The sequence below is a fragment of the Haloferax sp. DFSO60 genome, from assembly GCF_046557615.1.
In the GTDB taxonomy this organism is placed as follows: Archaea; Halobacteriota; Halobacteria; order Halobacteriales; family Haloferacaceae; genus Haloferax.
Genome location: NZ_JBKIII010000002.1, coordinates 222,516 through 245,058 on the forward strand (window position 1 = coordinate 222,516; position 22,543 = coordinate 245,058).

Here is a 22,543-nt window from a genome sequence, read left to right on the forward strand (position 1 = left end):
TCGGTCGATGTCTACTAACCGCACGACAACGGCGACATTTTTGAACGGTGGAAAATCCCGTTGAACGTCGTTGATTCACCGAGAAGACCGCCCGTTTATATCTGATAACGGTTCAAAGAGGCTGGTAATGAGCCGACGAATTGTTGCGCTCCTCGTCGCCACGCTGGTCGTGGTGTCGATGGGTGCACCGCTCGCTTTGGCTGCGCCAGCAGGTCCCGCAAACACCGCGATTGCCCCCAGTGGGTCGGTCGCTCCACAGGTGGCTGCCAACAACAGCACGACCACCGAGAGCCCGACCAACGACACCGCCAATGCGACACCGCCGGGGCAGAAACTCGCCGGGGTTATCGGCGTCCAGGGTTCCGAAACGAACGGTGAAATCGAGCGACGAAGCTTCGACCGGCGCTTCGAAAACGCGAATTCGAACGCCTCGAAAGCGGCCGTCGTCGCTGGCCAACTCCAGAGCGCTAGCGTGCGACTCGAAACGCTCGAAGAGCGACAAGAGCGATTAGAGACGCTCTACGAGCAAGGAAACATCTCGGAAGCACGCTACCGCGTGCAGATGACGCGCATCGTCGCCGACCTCGAACAGACGAAGGCGATTCTCAACCGTACCGAATCGGCGGCCACGACGGTTCCCGAATCGGACCTCCGCGAACGCGGTGTGAACACTACCGAACTGGAAGACCTTCGAACCCGAGCGAACAACCTCACTGGCCCCGAAGTCTCGGCTATCGCCCGTGACCTCACTGGTGACGCACCCGGCAAAGGACTCGGACGCGAGGACTCGGAAGACGACGAGCGAAACGAGACGAGTACCGCCCGTGGAGACGGTGCCGACAGCGAACGAGAACGCGGTAACGGCAGCGACAACGCGTCTGACCGCCGCCCCTCGGACGGTGGGTCGGACAACTCGAAGAGCGCGAACGACAACGCGAACCGTGGTCAACAGGCGAAAGACGCAGACGGCACCACGGTGACAACCGACAGCGACGACACGTCCGATAGTTCGGGGACGACGGACGACGAGACGACCACCACGACGACAACGACGAGTGACTCGTCTCAAGACGGAGACGATACGGCGACCACCGACAGCTAATTCCGCCGCTGTGTTCCGGAGTCCCGATACTGTTTAATATCCTCATCTTGTAGCCTCACATTGTAATGTCGGAAGTCTGCTCGACGTGCGGTCTGCCTGAAGAACTCTGCGTCTGCGAAGACGTGGCCAAGGAGTCTCAGGAGATAACCATCCGCATCGACGAGCGCCGCTACGGAAAAGAGGTTACAGTTATTGAAGGATTCGACCCAAAAGACGTCGATATGGATAGCCTATCGTCGGATTTGAAGTCGAAGTTTGCCTGCGGTGGTACCGTGGAGCAAGACTCGATCGAACTCCAAGGGAACCACCGCGGGCGCGTGGAGGACTTCCTCCGCGGGAAAGGGTTCAACGTCGCGTGAACTAGCTGCTAACTTCTCTCCTCAAAGCGATTTTCGGCGAATTCGTCCTCACGAGCGACGGCGCTCACTCTTCTGCAGGGTTCCACTCGTCGGCACCGCTTTCGAGCGGGCCATCCCACACTTCGAGTCCACCTTCCATACTCTCGATTCGGGCGGCGTTCGTCCCCTCGTAGGCTTCGAGGAGGCGTGCGGCTTGGATGCTCGCTTCGCCACGAGGGCAGACGGTGACGATGTGCGCCGCCCCAGAGAGGCGACCCAGATGCGTCACGAGGTCGTCGAGCGGGACGTTGAGACTCTCTGGAATGTGGCCGTCGGCGAACTCGTCGGGCGAACTCACGTCGACGACGAGCGGCGGGTCCTCATCCTCGAGGAGTGCCTGCACCTCCGCGGCGGAGACTTCGCGGTCCATAGTCACACCACCGCCGCCACTCGGATAAACGCCTCGCAGCGCTACAGCAGGCCTTCTTCGCGGGCCAAGAGGACGCCTTCGACGGTCGCATCGTTCGTCGGCCCACTGGTGGCGCGTTCGACGACCTCGTCGATGGGGACAGCGCGGACGGAGAGAAATTCGTTGTCGTCGAGGTTCTGCTCGACGGGCGTCAACTCTTCGGCGAAGACGAACCCGCGTCGATGTCGAAGCACGCCGGTCGAACACCACACGTCGCCGAGTAGCGATGCCGACCCGGCGTCGAATCCGGTCTCCTCGCGGAGTTCGCGCAGTCCAGCGTTGATAAAGGACTCGCCCGATTCGACGACGCCCGCCGGAAGTTCGAGTTGCGTCTGCCGGATGTTTGGTCGGTACTGCTCGACGAAGACGACGTGGTCGTCGGCGACGGCGACGACGACGACAGCCGTCGCCAACTCCGCCCAGTAGTAGCGTTTCGTCGTCCCGTCCGGTTGCTCGACGAGGTCGTACCCGCCGGTGAACCAGCCAGTTTCGTATTCAGTTTCGGTTTCGAGGACTGGCCACTCGGGGTCGGGAAGACGTTCGTGTCGGCGGCCGTCGTCGCTCGACATCAGACGTTACCTTCCTCGGTGCCGTCGTCGTTCTCGTCGCCGAGCAGTGCCTCTCGATAGATTCGCCCAAAGGCGTTGCGTCGGAGCGTACTCACCGCGGCCTCCTGCTCGTTCTGAAACGTCGTGGCGATAACGGTCTCTGCGAACGGAACGGCGTGCCACGCGATACGTTCGACCTCGGGGCTTCCCAACTCGATGACCTCGTAGTCGGGGTGGTCGTCACACCACGAATCAAATTCGTTACGCGACCCGACGGTCACGGCGAGTAACTCGGCGAACAGCGCGTTTCGTGCGGTTTCGACCACGGTCCCCGTCACCCGCGAGCGGTACTCGTCGCGGTCGAACTCCATCGCCTTGGCAGTCTCGCGGACGACGACCTGCGTGGTGGGTCCGAGTCGGTCGAATTCGTCTGCTGCGGCGTCGAGTGTCTCCGGTGCGAGTGTCCCGTGCGTTTCCATCGCCCGTCGATTCGAACCGAAGGCTTACGATTCTTTCTTGTCGGTGTCGTCGCTGGCGTCTTCGTTGGCTTTCGTGTCCTCCACTTCGTCCTCGTCAGCTTGCATCTCTTCGGTGAGTCGTCGCGCCTCTTGGAAGATGTCTGCCGCGTCGCCAGTCAGTTGCTCGCCGTTGCTGTCGAATGGCTGGGTGTTGTGTTGGTGACCGTGAGTGTGGTCGTGCCCATGGCCGTGTTGGTCGGCAAGCGAGTCGCCGCGAGACCGTTGGTCAACGGTGTCTTCGAACACTTCGTCGTATTCTCCTTCTTCGGCGACTTCGGCGACGAGCGGGCCGAGTCTATCGGCGTTCATCGACTCCCATTCCGGTTCGTGCTCGTCCAGCCACGCCTCGTGGTCGTCACCGTGGACGAGTGCTTGCAACGCGAGGTGGTTCGCGAGATGTGTCTCGTCGCGTTGTGGTGCGTCGCACACTGGACATGCAAATCCCATAGGTGTCGTACTCTGTGCGTACAAAAATGCCTTACAGTTCGTTCAGAAGGGAGCATGTGGTGGCCGCCAAAGGATGGTGGTGGGAATTGGCGGACAGCCGACTGTGCCACAAATGCTGTGTGGTGATGGTGTGGTGGTGGTGGTGGTGGTGATGTGGTGATGTGGTAGTCACCGGGTAGTGATGCTGATTAGGCAGACATGACAGTGACCGTTCCGTCGGCCCAGACGGTCACGTCACAGGCAGCATACCGGAATCGAACGTGGCCGCGTGCTGGCGTTCTCGACCCACGCTCAGTGGTGTTCGTCTGTGGAGCCCGAACCAGTGGAGCAAACAGCCGGTCGAGCGCATCTGGGTCGATTGTCTCTGAGAGTGGCGGAAGAGAGAGCGGGTCTTCAGCACGTGCCTGAGATGTCGCCGTGACGATTGTCACTGCGAGTGTGTCCCGTCCATTCCAGTCGTGCCGAACGACAACGTCGTCTCTCGTGCCAGTTTTCCGGCCAACTTCAGGTTGCCATGCAACGCGTGTTTCGTCCATGATTTCGGTTCGCGTCGGCGTCTTGCCGACAAGCGTCATTCGTCGTATGTAGATATATCACTCGTTGCTATCAGACTAGTACCATCACTCGTGAGGACTCTAGTAGCCTAGAGTGGTATATAAAGAAGTGTTCAATTATCCGAACACTTGATCGACTAATTTTCGTTCGGCGGCACGTAAGTGGTATTGGTACGTGGGGGCGCTGATACCCAGCGTTTCGGCGAGCAAAGCGGTCGTACTCAGCCGCGGCCACTCGTAGAATCCAGCGAGGTGTGCGGCCTGTAATGCCTCGTACTGTCTGTCGGTCCATTGCTCGCGTAACGTCAGTTGGAACGTCGCGGGCGACCCGTTCTCCTTCGTCAGCATCCGGCGAGACCGAAGCTCTGTGCCCGGATAGTCCACTGCAACCGCATCGACGAACGTTCGGACACGAACACGCTCGGGGACTTCGACGGTGAGCATCGTCTCTTCCCCGTTCGAGAGGAGTTTGCACAGCGTCGCATCGGAGGCATAGAGCGTATCGAACAGTGACTCTCTGGGGAGTCGAAGTTCGAACATCTGTCGGTCACCGTTCTTCGAGAGGACACGCGCGTCTGTCGCAATGTCTTTGCCTGCTTCGACCACCGAATCGGCGTCGGCATCGGTAGTCAAGAACGCGAGCATCGCGTTGTCGTCCTGTGGAATCACCCCTGTGAGGGTGACGTCGCTCCCGATTCGTCGGGCGAGGCGGGCAATCGAAAACCGGTCGCTGTCGAGCGCGATTTGGAGTTCTGTCTTCCGGTCGGTGAGCATCGCCGCAGCCCGTGATGTCGTCGAAATCGCATAGCCGATGGTCTCGCCTAACTCGGCGAGCAACGCACTGTCGCCGTTGACGAACGCGTTCGGCGTCGTCGCGTGGATGACAAAGAGTGCCTCGACTCTATCGTCTGCAACGCTCGGCAACACCGCAAGCGACCGGAATCCGTAGGCGAGCGCATCGCCCCGGTGGTCACCCCACGCAGGGTCGCCGAGGATGTCGTCCACCATCTGCATCTGTTTCGACGTGACCGCTTCCGTGAGGAGCGTCGAAAACGGCTCTGTACTCGCAACTTCGCGGAGACGGTCGATGTACGCCGAATCTGCACCGTGGACCGCATCTTGGCTAGGCCGGAACCCATCTTCGAACTGGTCGGGTTCGAGGTACCAGACGAGTGAGTAATTTTCAGAGTTAGCGAGTTGTTTCGTGACGGCTTCGAGTGCGTCGCTTCGCGTTGGCGCACGAATGAGCGACTGCACGACGCCACGAACCGTGGCGTTCACTCGGTTGAGTTTGGTCAATTTCTTGTTTTTGTTCGCCAATCGCTCGTCACGCTTGCGCAGTTCGGTCTCTGCATCGACCCGTTCGAGCAGTTCTTCGACTGTCGCCACGAGTAAGTTGACGAGTTCGACGTCGACGTCGTTCGGGGCGATAGACCCGGGGTGGCCCGTGACGAGGACGCCGTGACGACCAAGCGGGGCCGCGATGACGCGCTCGACGCCATCGACGACACCACCGTCCGGGGTGACTTCGACGACGCGGACCTCGCCCGAGACGAACGCTTCCCACACGCTGCCGTGTTCGATGCCAGCACCGATTGGTTTGTTGCCGACTCCGGTCCCCGCTTCGCTCACACGCCGGAGGAGCGTCTTCGTTTCGTCGAAGACGAACAGTTCTGTCCGCGCGTCTCCGAGTACTTCGTCACAGGCCTCGACGGCCTCGATAAGAATCGTATTTCGGTCGGGCGCTCGCATCATATCGCGAGTGCGCTCGTGGAGCGTCGCGAGGAGTCGTTCGTAGCGGTGGCGTTCTGTCACGTCGCGGAGGACGCCAACCGACCCGAGTTCGACGTCGTCGATGATGAGCGGTGTCCGGTGGTTTTCGACACGAATGACGTTTCCGTTGGGTGCAGTCATCTCGAACTCGACAATTTGTTTCGAGGTGGCGGCGAACGCTTCGTCACCGCCGTCAGTCGGATCGTTGTTGTCCACGAACAGACTCGCTGGCGCGCCGAGTACGTCGGCCCGTTGCAAGCCGGTCAACCGCTCGAATGCGGGATTAACTGCGGTGAATCGGCCCTCGATATCGAGTGCGTACACCGCGTCGGCGACGGTTTCGAGCATGCGACCGTACTGTTTGATTTCAGCCTCTCGTTCTCGCTTTTCGGTGATATCGGTGAAGTACATCGAGAGTCCGGTCTCTGACGGATATGCACTGACAGCGAACCACGTATCGAACTGCTCAGAGTAGGTTTCGAACGACGTCGCCTGCTGCGTGTGCATCGCGGTTTCGAGGGGCTCGCGGAACGTCCCCTCGTCGTCGGTGAGGTCCCACAGCGAGTGGTCGAGAATATCGAGCGCGTTGCGACCAAAGTCGTTCTCTGCGGTGCCGTTGAGGTACGTTATCTGCCAGTCCGTATCGACTGCGATGACAGCCTCGTCGATGCGTTCTAAGACCTCTGAGAGTGCTGTTCTGAGTTCGTAGCGTTCGATTGCCGCACCGACGATTGTGGCGACGTTTTCTAAGAACAACACGTCGTCGTCGGAGAACTGCGTCGTCTCGTCAGCGTAGGCACCGATGACTCCCCACGAGCGAATATCCCCAGCAATCGGTGTACACATGCCGCTTCGAAGCGTCATTGACGCGAACGCACAGTCCTCGTCGAACACATCGGACTCTTCGAAATTATCGACAATGAGCGAATGGCCTTCGAGATACGTCGCAGTGACGTGGCTTTCGTCACAGTCGGCGACGAACTCGCCTTTGGGTGTCGTCGAATGACCCGACGACGCGCGAGTCCGGAATCCATCGTCGTCTTCGAGGCGTTCGAGTATCACGACCGAATTGGCGTCGAGTACTTCGTCGACGCGCGCGGTGACGAGTTCGAGTACGTCCTCGACGTTGACCTCAGATAAGGCCCGCGTGCCGATTTCTGAGACGACTCGTTGTTGTTCGAGACGGGCACGATACGAGAGTTCGACTTGGTGGTCTCGTATCGCGGTTTCGACGCGGAAGCCGAGCCACGAACTGACTGCCGATGTCTCGTCGCGGACGGTGTAATCTGTCGCGCCCGCCTCGACTGCGGCGGACGCGTCTGTCTGTGATTGCGTAACGACGATGACCGGAAGACCAAGGTCGCGCTCGCGTAGGTCACGCAAGAAAGATAGCCCATCACCGGCAGAGAGAGGCATATCGAGGACGACGCAGTGAATCGCACTGCTTGCCGAGAGGAGCTCAGCGTGAGCGGCCCCTGTCTCTCGGACGTGGCGTACGGCCACATCCAAGGTTTGTGGTAGTGACGACTCTAACTCCCGTACGAAACGGTCGTCGTCACTGACACACAGCACGGCGGTGGACGGTAACACAACTCAGCTACAACGTACTGCATGTTAATTCCTCCCATGGTTGGGAACTAACTAGTAATATCAACGAATCCAATCGCTGAGATCTTGAACCATGATAAACGCATCTTCGCCGTCTGCGTAATAGCGCGGAATCCGTCGGGCAGGTTCGAATCCCACCTCGCGGTAGAGTGACAGCGCAGGCTCGTTCGAGACACGAACTTCGAGTTTGACGACCGCCGCGCCAGCGAGTAACATCGCCGAGAGAGCCTGTTGGAGGAGTCGTCGGCCCAATCCTTCACCGCGCGCATCCGGGTGGACAGCGAGGTCTTTGATGTGGCCGATATCGTTGCCGTGATTCGGCATCACGTCCGCGACGACGTATCCTAAAATCTCGTTCCCGCGTGCCGCGACGAGAAACGCCGGTTCATCGACGAACGACTCGAAGGCCGCATACGGCCACGGCTGGGAGAAACTGGCGCGTTCGATGCGGAGGACATCGAGCAGGTCGGCGCGTTCGACCTGCCGGACGACGACATCGTCGAGACCCGTCACTCTCGGCGATAAGCGATGCGGGTGCAAAAGCCCGACGCCTCCGGGTTTGGGCCGCTAACGGCAGAGAACGGACGCGAGTGGCAGACGCTCAGGGTGGAGAAAGAAAAAACGAGAGTTGTGTTCGCTTAGTCGTCTGCGGGTGCGGCGCCGCCCTCAGCACGCTGCTTCGTGAGGGGGAGCTTGCCACCGGCGGCGAGGATGTTGCGCTCGCGCTCGGAGGCGTTGAGTTCTGCCGTTGCTTCCCAGTCGTCGTTCACGCGGATGGTGAATTCGACCTGACCGGATTCGACGGCTGCTGCCACGTCGTCGACGATTTCGATGTTGTCGCCCTGCTCGATCTTCGCGTACGTCTCCTCGTCGATGGCGAGCGGGACGATACCGAAGTTGAACAGGTTCGCCTTGTGGATGCGAGCAAAGGACTGTGCGAGGACAGTCTCGATGCCGAGGTACATCGGACACATGGCCGCGTGTTCGCGGGAGGAACCCTGACCGTAGTTCTCGCCTGCGACGAGAACGCCGGTGCCTGCTTCCTTTGCGCGCTGGGCGAACGTCTCGTCAACACGCGAGAGCGTGAAGTCCGAGAGGCGCTCGATGTTCGAGCGGAACTTGAGGATGTCGGACGTTGCCGGGATGATGTGGTCCGTCGTGATGTTGTCCTCCATCTTCAGGAGCGTCTCGCCAGCGATGTCGGAGCCGAGCGGTTCCTTCAGCGGCACGTCGCCGATGTTGGGTCCTTTGATGAGTTCGTCGTCGATGGCTTCGTCCGCGTAGATGAGGTCGGACTTCGAGCCGTCGTACTTTTCGGGGAGTTCGACGCCGGGCGCGTCGAGGTCGCCGAGTTCGTCTGCGAGGTCACGTGGGTCGATGATTTCGCCCTTGAGACCTGCGGCGGCGGCGACTTCCGGCGAGCAGAGGTAGACGTTGTCGTCCTCGATACCGGAGCGACCTTCGAAGTTACGGTTGAACGTACGGAGCGAGACGGAGTCAGACGCCGGAACGTGGCCGATACCGATACACGGACCACACGTTGCTTCGGAGACGTTGACACCAGCGGCCATCATCTCTGCGGTCCAGCCCTGGCGGGCGAGCATCTCGCCAGCCTGCTTCGAACCGGGTGCGACGATGAGTTCGAGGTGCTTTGCGACTTCGCGGCCCTCGACCATCTTGGCGACGGGGAGAACGTCCTCGTAGCCACCGTTGGTACAGGAACCGACGAGAACCTGCTCGACCTTCTCGCCAGCGACTTCGCGGACGGGAACGACCTTGTCGGGCATCGACGGGCAGGCGATGAGCGGTTCGATTTCGGAGAGGTCGATGACGATTTCGTCAGCGTACTCGGCGTCGTCGTCGGCCGTGAGTTCCGTGTACACGTCGCCGCGGCCCTGACGCTCGAGGTAGTCTTTGGTCTTCTCGTCGGTCTCGAAGATGGACGAGGTTGCACCGAGTTCCGTACCCATGTTGGTGATGGTCGTGCGCTCGGGGACCGAGAGCGACTTCGCACCGGGGCCGGTGTACTCGAAGACCTTGCCGACGCCACCCTTGACGCTCAGACGGCGGAGCATCTCGAGGATGATGTCTTTTGCGGAGGACCATTCGGGGAGTTCGCCTTCGAGGCGAACGTTGACCACTTCGGGCATCTCGACGTAGTATGCGCCGCCACCCATTGCGACGGCGATGTCGAGACCACCGGCACCGATTGCGAGCTGGCCGAGACCACCGGGGGTCGGCGTGTGCGAGTCGGAGCCGAGGAGCGTCTTACCGGGTGCGGCGAAGTTCTCCTTGTGGACGTTGTGACAAATACCGTTGCCCGGGCGGGAGAAGTGCGCACCATACGTGCCTGCCGCAGAGCGGAGGAAGCGGTGGTCGTCCGTGTTCTTGAAGTCGAACTGGAACGTCTGGTGGTCACAGTACTGTGCCGCCAGTTCGGTCTGGGCTTCGTCGAGGTCGAGTGCCTCGAACTGCAGCCACACCATCGTCCCGGTCGTGTCCTGCATCAGAACTTGGTCAATCTCGATACCGATCTCCTCTCCAGGAGTGAGGTCACCTTCAACGAGGTGGTCTGAAAGAATCTTTTCCGTGAGCGTCTGTCCCATAACATTCGCCTGTCGATTGGCTACGGATATAAATCCCGCGTACTTCCCTATTGTCGAACGTGAAGGATTGCGCTGTCGCCGGGTTTCAAGCGTTTAAGGTCGATTAAACTCCCTTTTGGTTTGCCAATGAAACTCGTCATCACACCCCACTCACTCACACAGCTACTCGCTTCCCATTCACAGCGTGCATGGCACCAATCGCACAGTACTATCGACCACACAGTAACACCGGCACAATTTTCCACTCGCTCGCGTCTCCTCCACGTATGTTCCGTGCAGGTTCGTTCGTCGCCTCGAATCTCTCCGACGTTGCCGAAGAACAAGTCCAACCCAACGGCGTCGATTTGACGCTCGAATCGGTACTCACACAGGTCTCTCCGGGTCGCCTCGGCCGCGACGGAAAGACCATCGGTGAGCGCGAGTCCGTCGAGTTTGCCGACTCCGACACCGAGACGTACCACCTCGAACCCGGCGGCTACGTGCTTCAGTACGCCGAAACGGTTTCGATTCCAGAAGGCCACATCGGGTACATCTATCCCCGTTCTTCGCTCATGCGTAACTCGTGTATGCTCAACACCGCGGTGTGGGACGCTGGCTACGAGGGCAAGGGTGAGGGACTGCTCCAAGTTCATCACCCTATCGAACTCGAACGCGGCGCTCGCGTCGCCCAACTCGTCCTCTCGACAGCGGACCACGACGGCACCTACGACGGGAGTTATCAGGGCGAGCGAACCGAATAATACCGGATTGTTACCAATATCCACGTTTTCCCGACGTTCACACAAAGGACTAATTTGTTTCAAGTCGTTCCAGTACGTGTATTTGGGTGGAAGCGGGGACTCCGGGCCGAGCGAGGGGCGACCTGTGAATAGACCGCTTCCGCACTTCCTTCCAAACCACCTTTTCCCCCGCGAAGATTGTCGGTATAAGACGCTTCTGCCTCGCTATGTGTGTGCTTCGACCCAAAGGCACATTTACGCGCATGCCTAAGTGCGCTTTAATTACATGTCACGGAGTCCATCACTCCCAGAACGCCCACATCTCGATCTGGACCCCGACATGTCGGATGGTGAGCGTCTGTCTGCTCTTCGCAGTCACTTCGAGCGTATGCTGGAAGTGAACCGCGAACTCGACCAGCGACTCGAAACCGCCGACGAGCGTCGTGCGGAGTTGGTCGACGAAGTCGAGCAGATGAAGGCGCGAAATGACGCGTTGAAGACCGCCTCGTACTACATCGCAACGGTACAGGAAGTCAGCGACGATGGTGTGATTATCAAGCAACACGGTAACAACCAAGAGGTGCTGACCGACCTCGCGTCGCACCTCTCTGTCGAGGATATCGAATCCGGCGACCGTGTCGCAATCAACGATTCGTTCGCAGTCCAGACGATTCTGGACGACGAGACGGACGCGCGTGCGCAGGCGATGGAAGTCGTTGCATCGCCCGGCGTCACCTACGACGATATCGGTGGTTTGGACGAGCAAGTCCGCGAAGTCCGCGAAGCAGTCGAAGACCCACTGGAGAACCCTGAGATGTTCGAAAAGGTCGGCATCGACCCGCCGTCCGGGGTACTCCTCTACGGACCGCCGGGCACCGGGAAGACGATGCTCGCAAAGGCCGTCGCAAACGAGACGGACGCGACGTTCATCAAGATGGCCGGGTCCGAACTCGTCCAGAAGTTCATCGGTGAAGGCTCGCGGCTCGTCCGCGACCTGTTCAAACTCGCCGCCGAACGCGAACCCGCCGTCATCTTCATCGACGAAATCGACGCCGTTGCGGCCAAACGTACCGACTCGAAGACCTCCGGCGACGCCGAGGTCCAGCGCACGATGATGCAACTGCTCTCGGAGATGGATGGCTTCGAAGAGCGCGGCAACATCCGCCTCATCGCGGCGACCAACCGCTTCGACATGCTGGACGAAGCAATCCTTCGACCCGGTCGATTCGACCGACTCATCGAAGTGCCAAAGCCGAACGTCGAAGGTCGAAAGCGCATCCTCGATATCCACACGAGCGATATGAACACCGCAGACGACATGGACCTTACCGAACTCGCCGAACTCCTCGACGACTACTCGGGTGCCGACGTGGCGTCGCTGGCGACGGAAGCAGGGATGTTCGCCATCCGCGACGAGCGCGACGAGGTGACCATGGCCGACTTCGAAGCGGCCTACGAGAAACTCTCGAACACCGATTCGACCGGTATCGGTCCCGTCTCTGGATTCACCGATTACCAGTACTGAGGCGGCCCACCTGAGAATCGTTTCGTAACCGCCTTTTTCCCGCGCACGAGTGTTCACGCAATGAGCACCATCTACGTCGTCCGCGGTGTCGGCACTGCGCCCACCGAGATGGCGTCCTACGATGCGGCACTCGCAGACGCGAACGTCCACAACTACAATCTCGTCGCCGTCTCCTCTGTCGTCCCTGCGACTGCGACTGTCGAGGAAGTCCCCACCGCTCCCGACCTCGGCCCTGCCGGGAACCGACTCACCGTGGTCCAAGCGCGCGAGACGACTTCCGAGCCAGGTCAAACCATCTCTGCGGGACTTGGCTGGACGACGGGTCCCGGTGCGGGATTGTTCTACGAAGCCTCGGGCACGGACGAATCTTCGGTCAAAACGTCGATTCTCGATGGCTTGGACGCCGGACGCGACCTTCGAGAGTGGGAGTTCGACGACGAGCAGGTGACGATTTCGACGGCCACACACGACGGTTCGGGCTACACAACGGTCGTCACGGTTGCGGCCTACGGACAGAGCGAACCAATTCTCTGACACGCGCTGAACCGACCGATGTACTCTTTGCCCAGAGCGTTAAAGTAGGGAAGATGAATGGCGGGAGTCGCCTCCACTTCTCGCCCTTGGTGATTACACTCCTGTATGCGGTCTCCGGGTCTCTGTGGATTTTCGTCGGTGACCGTCTGGTCGCCGGACTCCCAGACGCCCCGCTTCTCCAGACGATGAAAGGATGGCTCTTCGTCCTCTTTTCTTCGATGCTGCTCTACGTACTCATCAAACGAAGCAACGAGGAAGTTCGAAGTGCAACCTCACGTCTCGACACGCTGTTGACCCACACCAGTGTCCTCCATCGTATCCTTCGGCACGATATCCGAAACGCGTGTACCTCGATTCTCGGCTACTCGGAACTTCTCGAACCGCGTACAAACGTGCCCGACGACGTCAATCCGATCGAAACCATCCAAAACCGGGCGAGCCAATTGGTCGAAGTGAGCGACGAGGTGTCCTTGCTCCGCGAAATCGAGGTCGTCGAAGGGACTGCCGTCGATATCGACCTCGCGCGGTCGGCGCGGGACGCCGCCGAAGACTTACGACTCGAATACGAGAACGCACACCTCTCTGTCGAGACGCCCCCTTCGCTCGTCGTCCACGGGCATCCCGCCCTCCCGCGAAGCCTGACCGAACTCCTCGAAAATGCAGTCATCCACGCCGAATCTGAGACGCCATCTATCGAATTGACTGTGGAACGGATCAAAGACACGGCGCAGATAACGGTGTCCGATGACGGGCCGGGCATCCCACTTGTCGACCAAAATGCACTCCAAGCCGGGACCGAAACACCGCTTCGACACACGAGCGGCATCGGTCTGTGGCTCGTTCGCGCTATCGTCGAGGCGTCGAACGGGTCGTTGTCGGTGCTGTGTCCGGACTCCCGTGGGACTGTCGTCTCCATCTCGGTGCCACTGGCGACCGAGAACGACTCCCGACGACGGTTTTTTACACGTCGTACACGTAGGCTAAGCGACTGATGAACGGGAATCACCCATATGCGGGCGCTCCCGGCGTATCTGGTGCCGGTCAGCTATCCGATTCTGAGCTCACGACAGCACAGATAGCGACGCTCAAACGGGCAGTGGCCGGTATCGTCTCCCAGACTGAATCGTATCTCCCAGAGGGCTTCGCCGTCGGGTCTGAACTCTCTACCGGACCGAACGGTCCGCTGGCGACCGTCGCGGTCCACCCGCCAGTCGGCCACCCAGTGAGCGCCGGATTCCGACCGAACGCCGACGAACTCGAAACAGGATTGACCGACGAAGACCGCAACGAGGTCGCACAGGGTCTCGCCGCCAGCGCGGCGCTGCAGGTGATGAACGCCGTCGGCGACGACATGACCCCCGCGGCCCGATAGCTACCGACCAGATGTTTCCCGTTTTCTCATTCGCAGTACTGTCCGTGACAAGGCACTTTTAGCTCGCCCACGTAGGTGACCTATGGTATCCTTGAGTTCCTACGCCGACGAGATTGGACCGACGACGCTCATCTTCGTCGGGTTCCTCCTGTTCATCTTCCCCGAACCGGCGACTTCGGCGCTCGGTGCCGGATTGATGCTCTTCGGTGCGGCCTACTGGTTCTGGGAGTGGCAGCGACCGTAGAAGTTAGACACTGCCACGACGCCGATTCTTCCCACTGTTTTCGGGTGCGCTCACTTCGACACTGTCGAGTGGCAACTCGGTCGAGTTCGACGCGAGCGGCGTCGTCGGAGGTGCGATAAACAACCCATATCCGAGGACTGCAACGGAGACGAGGCCACAGACACCGACGACGAGCGAGGTGGGCAGACTCGTGAGCTGCCCGAGGAAGACGCCGACGACGAAGGGAAGCGGTAAGGTAACGAGAATAACGTCGTACAGGATGTGCGAACCGGTGCCGTCGCTCTGGGGTGTTTGTGTGCGCATGATTCCACTATCGAATCAGTACGACGATTCAGATATTATGCGTTTCGCCACTGTTCAGGAATTCGAACAGTGTTCTTCGCGTGGTTACTTGCCCCAGAACGGGTCGCGGCGGCGGTGTTTTTCGAGATAGCCCGATAGCGCCTCTAACTCGTCGGTCGGGATGTCGTCGCGGAGTTCTTGTTCGAGAATCTTCGCGTGCTTCTCGGGCAGTTCGATCCAGAGTTCGTCGCCCTCGTCGATTTGGCGGCCGACAGTTGGACCGTCGATAGCGACACTGACGCGCGACCCAGCGCGAACGCTCGATACGTCGTCGCCCTGTTCTTGGATACCCGAGAGTTGGCCGACGCGCTTGGCGTCGTTACCCTCCCACTTCACCACGTTCATGTTGTTTTTGAGGGTTCCCGACATGACCTCGACACCGACGACGGCAGGGTTGTTCTGGCGGAAGACGTGGTCTTTGAGGATACGGAAGCGGCACGGGCGGACGATGTTGTCGAGAATCGTCTCCTGCTGGGCGCGCTTCATCTCGTTGACGTACTCTTCGTACTCTTCGATGAGTTGGTAGATGACGTCGTCGTCGAACAGTTTCACGTCGCTGTGGTCGAGTTCGTCTTCGGCGTTCGAGAGGACGTCCACGTTGAAGCCGAGAATGACCTTGTGCTCGGGTTCGCGGGCGGTCGAAGCGACGGCAACGTCGCGGGGTGCGATGTCGCCGACTTCGGCCCGGAGGATGGGTACTTCGGCCTCTTGGAGTGCGTTCGCCATCGCTTCGAGACTGCCGAGCGTGTCGGCTTTGACGACCACACCTTCCTCTTCGGTGGTGACTTCGATGTCCGCGAGTTCGGCTTGGACTTCGGTAATCACGTCGTCGATGTTGCGGTCGCGGACGACGCGAACGGGTGCGCCCGCCATCGCGTTTTCGAGGTCAGGAGCGGCGATTTTCACACCGGCCGCGGCACCGACTTCATCGACTTTGTCGAAGCGTTTTTCGGTGCGAATCTCGGCGTTCGGGCGGGGTTGGAGGAGCGCGCGAACCTCGGTCACGATGGGTTCGTTCGCGCCGCCGACGACGATGGTGTCGCCCTTTCGAATCGTCCCGTCGTAGAGGACCACGTCGAGGGTGGCACCGAAGCCGCGTTCTTCCTTGACTTCAAGGACCGTCCCTGCACCGGGTCCGGCGACGTCGATTGCCATCTCGTCTTTCATGTATCGCTGCGAGAGGCCCATGAGTACACCAAGAAGGTCCGGAATGCCCTCGCTCGTCAGTGCGGAGACGGGGACGACACCGATGTTCTTCTGGAAGTTCTGGACGCGCCAGTAGAAGTCGGAGGAAAAGCCCATCTCGGACATCTCGCCGATGATTTCGTAGAGCTTCTCGTCCAGTTTGGAGCGAGCGCGCTGAGATTGTGCCTCGTAGGACTTCTGAATCGGCTCGCCCTCTTGTGGGTTCCAGCCGGGCGTGGTGTCGATTTTGTTGGCCGCGACGATAAACGGCGTCCCGGTTCGTTTGAGAATCTCGATGGCTTCCTTGGTCTGTGGCTGGAAGCCGTCGTTCACGTCCACGACGAGGATGGCGATGTCGGCGAGTGCGCCACCACGAGAGCGGAGGGTGCTAAAGGAGTGGTGGCCCGGCGTGTCGATAAAGAGCAGTCCCGGCAGGTCGAAGTCGTCGGGATTGACGAGGGCTCCGGCCATCTGCGAGACGGTCTCGAGCGGAACGGCCGTCGCGCCGATGTGCTGGGTGATTGCCCCTGCTTCGCCACCGGTGACGTCAGAGCCGCGAACTTTGTCTAAGAGACTGGTCTTGCCGTGGTCAACGTGACCGAGAACGGCCACGATGGGCGTACGTAGTGTGTCGGTATGTGTTTGCGAATCGGTGTCAGACATGGAAAATCGCCCCGGAGAAGGTTACTTATCCGATTCGAGTCGGTGATTCAAGTTAAGTCCATCGTCACGTGTTCATTCGGAAATTCCGACAGGTAACGTCGTCTGCCCAGCGTCAGACGCGCCCGTGGCGTTTATGTGACGTGACGAGGAAGGCAGAGTATGGCCGACATACTCGCCGAGAACCTCTCGGGGAAGGCCGTCATGGGGTCTGACGGTACGGAACTGGGGATGCTGTACAACATCACGATGAATCTGAAAACGGGCGCCCTCCACGACTTGCTCGTCCAACCGAACGAGGAACTCGCACCGGGTCGCGTTGCCTTCGACCGCGACGAACGTGGACGCTTCCGGATTCCCGTCAACCGCGTGCAGGCAGTCAAAGACTACATCGTCGTTCAGCGATAGATTCAGATGCGGATTCTCGACTCTTCTGCGTTCATCAACGAGTATCACACTGACGACGAAACGGCGTCTATCGCCATGGTGAAAGAGGAACTCACCGGAGAGCACGCCTTCCGCTTCGACGCACTCGAAGGCGCGGGCATGTACGTCCACATTCCCGGGCAAGGGACCGTCGATAAAGTCCTCCGGGCCGCCACCGAAACCGGCGACAAAGACGTTCTCTCGGAGACCGACACCCGACTCATCGCCGCCGCGTTCGAACTGGACGCGATTCTCGTCACCGACGACTACGCCATGCAGAACGTGGCCAACCGCCTCGAAGTCGAGGTGGACGTCATCGCCCAAGACGGCATCGACGGACAGCGACAGTGGAAGTTCCAGTGTCAGGGCTGTGGCCGTGAGTTCGACGAGAAAAAAGAGCGGTGTCCCATCTGCGGGATGCACATGACGCGAAAGAATCCGGCGTAACCACGCCTCGATTCTCGAGTCCCTTCGATTTTACACTAATCCAGTCACGCTCAGATAACTCGCCACGAACTGCACTGCGTTGAAGAGGCCGTGAGCGACGGCGACGACGATGAGATTTCCACTTTTTTCGTAAATCGCCGCGAGGACGCTGCCAAGGATGAAGACCATGAGAAGCGAGATAATCGCGCCGTCACCCGAAAACGACCAGAGATGAATCGACGCGAAGACGGCGCTCGAGCCGATAATCGCCGGAATCGGCCCCCACAGGCGTCGGAGTTCGCCGTAGGCAATTCCCCGGAAGATGAGTTCTTCTGCGGGTCCGACGAGGACGATGGTGATGACGGTCAGATAGAGGAAGTAGATAGGGTTGGCTTCGCCCTGTTGGGCGAGGACGCTGTCGCCGCTTTCGATGCCAAGTGCGGACATGGCCGCGCTTCCGGCGAGGTAGACGGCGAAGAGTGCGAGGAGTCCACCACCGACCCACAGCATATCGCGTCGCGTCGGGCGTTCGAGTCGAATCAGGTCCCACTCGTCGCGGGCGGCGAGATAGCCGACGCCGACGACGATGAACCCGACGAACGAGGCGGCAGTGCTGAGTGCTTCTATCGTGACACTCTCTTCGGGAACGAACGCAGATGCGAGTCCCGACGCGATAGAGGCGAAGAGGGAACCGACGATGAGCGAGAGGGCAACGACGATGATGATGCCACCATAGGCTTGGAGGTGGTCGGCTGGCGTGGCCGAAGACCGGGCGGTATCGTGTGCCATTAGCTCTCGCTTCGTAAGCGAGGCGGATAATCGATTCGGGTCGATGTCTCTCAGACAGTATCTGCCGTAGAATGGTCTGAAACCCCTGAAAATCAGATTAAAACGAACTGACTACTTACTAATTTATTCCTGTCAAGTGTGTATGATTAGCTATCAATGCGATTGGTCCACGTTCTCATTCCCATCGGAAAAACAGAAGCCGTCCTCGACGAATTGGATGCAGAAGGTATCGACTACGCGGTGAGCGAAGAAGTCGGGAGGGGTGAGTACGAAGCGCAGGTTTCGTTCCCCGTCCCGACGAGCGCCGTCGAGCCAGTGCTGACCCGACTCCGAAACGTCGGTGTCGAGGAGGACGGGTACACCATCGTACTCTCCGCAGAGACAGTCGTCTCGAAGCGATTCGCCGACGTGCGAGCGCAGTACACCGACCTGTCGCTCTCCCGTGCAGAACTCGTCTCGCGTGCCGAAGATATGGCCCCGGCGCTCTCGACGTTCGTGGTGATGACGATAGTGAGTGCCGTCGTGGCGACGACCGGTCTCCTCTCAAACTCCGCTGCGGTCATCATTGGCGCGATGATTATCGCACCCGTGATGGGGCCAGCTATCTCCGCCTCAGTCGGCAGTGTGCTGTACGAACCGAAACTGTTCCGACGAGGTGTGGGTCTCCAAGTACTCGGTGTACTGCTCGCCATCGTGAGCGGGTTGGTCTTCTCACTGCTGGTCAAAGAGACGCTCTTGGTCCCGCCGGGGTTCAACCCGATAGAAATCCCGCAAGTCCAAGAACGACTCACGCCGAACATCCTCTCGCTCGTTCTCGCGGTCGGAGCGGGTGTCGCAGCAGTGTTTAGCCTCACTCGCGGCGTCTCGTCGGTCCTCGTCGGCGCGATGATTGCCGTCGCATTGGTCCCACCGGCCGCAACCGTCGGTATCGGCATCGCGTGGAACGCGCCGCTCGCAGTTCTCGAAGCAGGAACCTTGTTGCTCGTGAATATTCTCGCGGTGAACCTCGTCGCACTCAGTCTCCTCTGGATGAGTGGCTATCGCCCCGTCTCCGAAGAGAGTACGGGCTACGCTCGAAAGCGAACTATCCAACTGCTCGGAATCATCACTTTTGCGCTCCTCGTCTTGGGTGTCGTCCTCACGGTTGTGACCCTTCTCTCGGTGGCCGATGCCGAGTTCAAGGCCAGTCTGAACGACGAGATTGACGCCGTCCTCACCCAGCAAGAGTATCAGAACGTCGAACTCGTCGAGGTACAAATCGATGTCTCTCCGGTCCAAGGGGTTCTGTTCAGTGAGGAACCAGAAGTGACGGTGTTGGTCGATTCACCGGGTGGCATCCCACCCAGCGGACTCGCCGAAGATATTCGAAGCAGGGTCAGAGAAGAACAGGGTGTCAACACTATCGTCGTCGTCGAAGCGGTCGATGCGTCTCGCCCCGCCGACGACGAGGCGACGATAACAGAACGGGTCGTCATCCCAGTCCGGCCTGTCGTCTCCGCGCTGTAACTACTCGACGACCAGACGCTCTTTGTCCGCAACTGCGTCTGCCTCTTCGAAGTCGCCCCCACCGAGCAGGCCGCGCGCGGCGCGCTTGCCCCACTCGACTGCGGGCTGGACGAAGGTATCGACGCTGGCGAGTTCGCCGTAGAGGATACACGCCGCCTCCATCGCGTAGAGGAGTTCACCGAGGCCGTACTCGTCCACGCGCTCGATTTCGATTCGGACGTTCGGTCGTCCGGCGGCGACGAGACTCGCTTCGGTCGCATCGAACTCCGCATCGAGGAGTTCGCCGAGTGACGAGCCACCGAGATAGGCGAGGCCATCGAGGTCGGTCTCCGGAATCGTCACGTCTTCGCGCTCGGTCGCTCGGACGAGCGTGACGAGTTTGTCGCGCGGGCCTGCGCGGTAGAGTTGGAGTTGCGAGTGCTGGTCGGTCGCTCCGAGGGCGCGAAGCGGCGTCTGGCCCAGTCCATCTTTGCCGAGCGACTCGGCCCACAGTTGTGCGAACCACTCGGAGAAGGTCTCCAGCGACTCGGCGTATGGCATCATCGCATTCTGGACCATGCCGCGCTCGGCGAGGGCGAACGAGACCGCGCCGTAGGCGTAGGCGGGCGAATCGAACAGCGAATCCGAGAGGCGTGCTTCTTGGTCAGCAGCCCCCTCCAGCACCGCGTCGATGTCGTGCCCGCAGAGGGCCGCGGCGGCGAGGCCGACAGTCGAAAGCACCGAGAATCGACCGGGAACGCCGTCTGGAACAGGAAGCACAGGCAGGTCGTGTTCGGCGGCGAGGTCTTTCAGATTCCCTTCCTCGCCGGTCGTGACGAAGGTTCGCTCTGCCCAATCCACACCAGCGTCGTCCATCGCTTCTTGCACGACGAGGAAGTTGGCGAGCGTCTCAGCAGTCGTGCCGGAGCGCGAGACGACGTTGACGACGGTCGAACCGAGGTCGAGCGAGTCGAGGAGTGACGCGACTGCTTCGGGGTCGACGTTATCGAGATAGTAGGCATCGACGTCGCTGTCGAGTGCATCGGTCAGGGTTGCCGCTCCGAGAGCGCTTCCGCCGATACCGACCGTGACGATGGCCGAGGGATTTTCGAATCCGCTCACCGCGTCGCGGATTGCGTCGGGGTCCGTCGTCGATGGGAGATTCAACGACGCGTAGCCGTGTTCGTCGGTCTCGCGGCCCGCTTCGATTCGCTCGTGAGCGGCCGCAACGCGGTCGTCGAGTCGTTCGAGCGTCTCTCGGGAGACGCCGTGTACAGAAGCCGTATCGAGGACGTTGCCGAGGTCAACCTGCATGTCAAAATGCGCGCGCGCTGGCGTGAAAACGACACCGGTCGGTTTAATCGGCGTCCCTTCCAAGACCGGCTAATGGCTGACGACTACGGTGGCGTCTTCGGGGCATTTCCGTACGCGTTCCGACACAGCGAGTCGTGGGTGTTCAAACTCTACGTCATCCTCGGCGCGCTCGCCGCAGGCATCGTCTCTCTCTTCGTCGTCTTCGGACTCGTCGTCCTCATCGCGGCGACTGCCGCGGTCCCCGGTGGGTCGCTCACCCTCTCGCGGTCGTTTTACATCTTGGTCGGGCTGTTCATCGTCGGCCCGCTCGTCGCACCGATTCTCTTCGTCGCACGTCGCCACCGAAAGACCGGTTCTGACCGCCGCTACGACGTGACGCTCGCAGTCACCGGATTCGCGTTCATGCTCTCGGTCTACGTGGGTCTCGTCATCTCGATTCCGGCGGATTTGCAGACGCCCCCAGCCCCATTTACAATCGGCTCAGTCACGGTTTCTTCACTCGTTCCAGTCGTCCAGTTCCTCTACAATTTGCCGCCGCTCGCCGGTCTCATTCCACCGCTCGCGTGCGCGCTGGCAATTTTCGGCGCGCACCGACTGCTTCGCTGAGTCTCGAACTGCCCCGAAACGAGGAAAAGGCCTGATGACTTACAGCGGGCAATGACTGAGTCCGAACAAACGGGGACGTTCCTCGTGACGGCCGCCGACGAAGCGTCGGCAGTACTGAAGGACGTTGACTCCGGGCAGGTACACACACTCTCGTCCAACCCCGGTGTGGCGAAAGACGAGGCAGTTCGGGGCACCGTCGCACCCGACCCACCGATGAACGTCTCGTGGCAACTCGTCGAAATCGAGTCGCGGTGGGAACTCTCTATCGAGGAGTCCTCGGAGTCGCCGACGACCAACTCCAAAGAAATCGCCAGCGAGCAGGGCGATGGCGAACTCGTCCGTACCGAACGCGCCGGGCACGGTGAGATTCACATCCTCTCGGTCCCTGAAGACTTGACCGAGCAGGCGGTCGAAGATGTACTCTCCGACCGCGAAGGACTGCTCTCTCGGGCCGCTCGCCTCGACGTGAATCGCGTCGAAATCCGGTCTGCGCCGGGTGTCGTCGCGGTTCGCTACATGCCCTAACGCTGTTTTCCGGTCGTCGCGGCGGGGCCATCGGCGCTCTGGACGCACCACCCGCCGTGGACGGTTCCGTCGCGCTCGACGTATTCGATTGCTGTGTCGCCAGTGAGTTTCGTCGCACCTTCGGGTTCGACCGTTTCGACTCTGAGCGTGAGCGTGAGTGAGTCACCACAGCAGCCGACATCGAGGAACTCGTCCCATTCGTCGCCGACGGCAACCGTTGTGTGGACGCGTCGGAGGTAGTTCACGAAGCGCGAAGCGAAGAGCTGGTCGCGCCCCCACGCGCTGAGTTCGTCAGGGAAGGAGACAACGATGTGTGCCGCCGAATCGGTCGCCATACGTCACGATTAGTATTCGAGAAATATGGGGTTGTCGCGGGTTCACGCGGCGTACGCCTATTGCGTATAAGAAACCTTATTCCGCATCGCTCA

Annotated in this window: 26 protein-coding genes; 13 read left to right on the top strand and 13 right to left on the bottom strand. The window is 60.2% G+C overall.

Translation table 11 applies throughout. The features are described 5' to 3' along the window. Positions 1-127 precede the first annotated feature (127 nt). A complete protein-coding gene (locus ACK509_RS10495) occupies positions 128-1,102 on the top strand; it encodes a hypothetical protein (RefSeq protein ID WP_410766489.1) in 975 nt (324 codons plus the stop codon). A 65-nt stretch (positions 1,103-1,167) separates the two neighbouring features. After that, on the top strand, positions 1,168-1,461 hold the full coding sequence (gene yciH / locus ACK509_RS10500) for a stress response translation initiation inhibitor YciH (protein ID WP_390222026.1): 294 nt from the start codon (positions 1,168-1,170) through the stop codon (positions 1,459-1,461). A 64-nt stretch (positions 1,462-1,525) separates the two neighbouring features. Here the strand turns inward: yciH and ACK509_RS10505 are convergent, their stop codons facing one another. From ACK509_RS10505 to ACK509_RS10540, 8 genes are all read right to left on the bottom strand, one after another. Beyond that, positions 1,526-1,870 (bottom strand): rhodanese-like domain-containing protein, encoded by a 345-nt coding sequence (locus ACK509_RS10505; RefSeq protein ID WP_410766490.1) that lies wholly within the window; start codon positions 1,868-1,870, stop codon positions 1,526-1,528. 41 nt (positions 1,871-1,911) lie between these two features. After that, the gene (locus ACK509_RS10510; RefSeq protein WP_410766491.1) at positions 1,912-2,478 is read right to left on the bottom strand and encodes an NUDIX hydrolase; all 567 of its coding nucleotides are present in this window, start codon (positions 2,476-2,478) and stop codon (positions 1,912-1,914) included. Continuing rightward, the gene (locus ACK509_RS10515) at positions 2,478-2,936 is read right to left on the bottom strand and encodes a DUF5809 family protein (protein WP_410766492.1); all 459 of its coding nucleotides are present in this window, start codon (positions 2,934-2,936) and stop codon (positions 2,478-2,480) included. The genes ACK509_RS10510 and ACK509_RS10515 overlap by 1 nt, the downstream gene beginning before the upstream one ends. Positions 2,937-2,960: 24 nt before the next feature. Further along, entirely contained in the window at positions 2,961-3,422 is a 462-nt protein-coding gene (locus ACK509_RS10520; RefSeq protein ID WP_410766493.1) for a DUF5810 domain-containing protein, read from the bottom strand. A 188-nt stretch (positions 3,423-3,610) separates the two neighbouring features. Then, positions 3,611-3,958, bottom strand: a complete 348-nt coding sequence (locus ACK509_RS10525; protein WP_410767250.1) for a HalOD1 output domain-containing protein — start codon at positions 3,956-3,958, stop codon at positions 3,611-3,613. A 135-nt stretch (positions 3,959-4,093) separates the two neighbouring features. Then, positions 4,094-7,321 (bottom strand): bacterio-opsin activator domain-containing protein, encoded by a 3,228-nt coding sequence (locus tag ACK509_RS10530; RefSeq protein ID WP_410767251.1) that lies wholly within the window; start codon positions 7,319-7,321, stop codon positions 4,094-4,096. Positions 7,322-7,399: 78 nt separating this feature from the next. Beyond that, complete coding sequence (rimI, locus tag ACK509_RS10535) at positions 7,400-7,870, bottom strand: ribosomal protein S18-alanine N-acetyltransferase (RefSeq protein ID WP_410766494.1); 471 nt, start codon at positions 7,868-7,870, stop codon at positions 7,400-7,402. A gap of 125 nt (positions 7,871-7,995) precedes the next feature. Beyond that, positions 7,996-9,963 carry an aconitate hydratase gene (locus ACK509_RS10540; protein ID WP_410766495.1) on the bottom strand — a complete coding sequence of 656 codons (1,968 nt, stop codon included), beginning with the start codon at positions 9,961-9,963 and terminating at the stop codon, positions 7,996-7,998. Between the two features lie 188 nt (positions 9,964-10,151). Here ACK509_RS10540 and ACK509_RS10545 point away from each other — a divergent pair, with 188 nt between their 5' ends. The 6 genes from ACK509_RS10545 to ACK509_RS10570 all read left to right on the top strand — a co-directional run bounded on the left by ACK509_RS10545 (position 10,152) and on the right by ACK509_RS10570 (position 14,357). Continuing rightward, positions 10,152-10,703, top strand: coding sequence for a deoxyuridine 5'-triphosphate nucleotidohydrolase (locus ACK509_RS10545; protein ID WP_410766496.1), 552 nt, complete (start codon positions 10,152-10,154; stop codon positions 10,701-10,703). A 265-nt stretch (positions 10,704-10,968) separates the two neighbouring features. Further along, positions 10,969-12,207 carry a proteasome-activating nucleotidase Pan2 gene (gene pan2 / locus ACK509_RS10550; RefSeq protein WP_410766497.1) on the top strand — a complete coding sequence of 413 codons (1,239 nt, stop codon included), beginning with the start codon at positions 10,969-10,971 and terminating at the stop codon, positions 12,205-12,207. Positions 12,208-12,267: 60 nt separating this feature from the next. Continuing rightward, positions 12,268-12,741 (top strand): pyruvoyl-dependent arginine decarboxylase, encoded by a 474-nt coding sequence (locus ACK509_RS10555; protein ID WP_410766498.1) that lies wholly within the window; start codon positions 12,268-12,270, stop codon positions 12,739-12,741. A gap of 53 nt (positions 12,742-12,794) precedes the next feature. Continuing rightward, entirely contained in the window at positions 12,795-13,733 is a 939-nt protein-coding gene (locus ACK509_RS10560) for a sensor histidine kinase (RefSeq protein WP_410766499.1), read from the top strand. After that, positions 13,733-14,113, top strand: coding sequence for a DUF5811 family protein (locus ACK509_RS10565; protein ID WP_410766500.1), 381 nt, complete (start codon positions 13,733-13,735; stop codon positions 14,111-14,113). The genes ACK509_RS10560 and ACK509_RS10565 overlap by 1 nt, the downstream gene beginning before the upstream one ends. An 82-nt stretch (positions 14,114-14,195) precedes the next feature. Next, the gene (locus ACK509_RS10570; protein ID WP_410766501.1) at positions 14,196-14,357 is read left to right on the top strand and encodes a hypothetical protein; all 162 of its coding nucleotides are present in this window, start codon (positions 14,196-14,198) and stop codon (positions 14,355-14,357) included. A gap of 3 nt (positions 14,358-14,360) precedes the next feature. Here the strand turns inward: ACK509_RS10570 and ACK509_RS10575 are convergent, their stop codons facing one another. Further along, positions 14,361-14,660, bottom strand: a complete 300-nt coding sequence (locus ACK509_RS10575; protein WP_410766502.1) for a hypothetical protein — start codon at positions 14,658-14,660, stop codon at positions 14,361-14,363. Positions 14,661-14,744: 84 nt separating this feature from the next. Next, positions 14,745-16,547 carry a translation initiation factor IF-2 gene (infB, locus tag ACK509_RS10580; protein WP_410766503.1) on the bottom strand — a complete coding sequence of 601 codons (1,803 nt, stop codon included), beginning with the start codon at positions 16,545-16,547 and terminating at the stop codon, positions 14,745-14,747. A 159-nt stretch (positions 16,548-16,706) separates the two neighbouring features. On the opposite strand from infB, the gene ACK509_RS10585 reads away from it, so the two are divergent. After that, a complete protein-coding gene (locus tag ACK509_RS10585) occupies positions 16,707-16,952 on the top strand; it encodes a PRC-barrel domain-containing protein (protein WP_410766504.1) in 246 nt (81 codons plus the stop codon). A 6-nt stretch (positions 16,953-16,958) separates the two neighbouring features. Beyond that, positions 16,959-17,417: an NOB1 family endonuclease gene (locus tag ACK509_RS10590; protein WP_410766505.1), complete on the top strand. Its 459-nt coding sequence runs from the start codon at positions 16,959-16,961 to the stop codon at positions 17,415-17,417. Positions 17,418-17,447: 30 nt separating this feature from the next. Here ACK509_RS10590 and ACK509_RS10595 read toward each other — a convergent pair whose 3' ends face one another. Continuing rightward, a complete protein-coding gene (locus ACK509_RS10595; protein WP_410766506.1) occupies positions 17,448-18,185 on the bottom strand; it encodes a CPBP family intramembrane glutamic endopeptidase in 738 nt (245 codons plus the stop codon). A 156-nt stretch (positions 18,186-18,341) separates the two neighbouring features. Here ACK509_RS10595 and ACK509_RS10600 point away from each other — a divergent pair, with 156 nt between their 5' ends. Further along, positions 18,342-19,691 carry a TIGR00341 family protein gene (locus ACK509_RS10600; protein ID WP_410766507.1) on the top strand — a complete coding sequence of 450 codons (1,350 nt, stop codon included), beginning with the start codon at positions 18,342-18,344 and terminating at the stop codon, positions 19,689-19,691. On the opposite strand, the gene ACK509_RS10605 is transcribed toward ACK509_RS10600, so the two are convergent. Continuing rightward, complete coding sequence (locus ACK509_RS10605) at positions 19,692-20,984, bottom strand: glucose-6-phosphate isomerase (RefSeq protein ID WP_410766508.1); 1,293 nt, start codon at positions 20,982-20,984, stop codon at positions 19,692-19,694. It abuts the gene before it with no gap. Between the two features lie 72 nt (positions 20,985-21,056). Between ACK509_RS10605 and ACK509_RS10610 the strand changes: the two genes are divergently transcribed. Both ACK509_RS10610 and ACK509_RS10615 read left to right on the top strand, forming a co-directional pair. Continuing rightward, complete coding sequence (locus ACK509_RS10610) at positions 21,057-21,590, top strand: hypothetical protein (RefSeq protein ID WP_410766509.1); 534 nt, start codon at positions 21,057-21,059, stop codon at positions 21,588-21,590. A gap of 51 nt (positions 21,591-21,641) precedes the next feature. Beyond that, the gene (locus tag ACK509_RS10615) at positions 21,642-22,115 is read left to right on the top strand and encodes a DUF5812 family protein (RefSeq protein WP_410766510.1); all 474 of its coding nucleotides are present in this window, start codon (positions 21,642-21,644) and stop codon (positions 22,113-22,115) included. Here ACK509_RS10615 and ACK509_RS10620 read toward each other — a convergent pair. Next, positions 22,112-22,450, bottom strand: a complete 339-nt coding sequence (locus tag ACK509_RS10620) for a hypothetical protein (protein ID WP_410766511.1) — start codon at positions 22,448-22,450, stop codon at positions 22,112-22,114. The two genes, ACK509_RS10615 and ACK509_RS10620, sit on opposite strands and share 4 nt — an antisense overlap. Positions 22,451-22,543 lie beyond the last annotated feature (93 nt).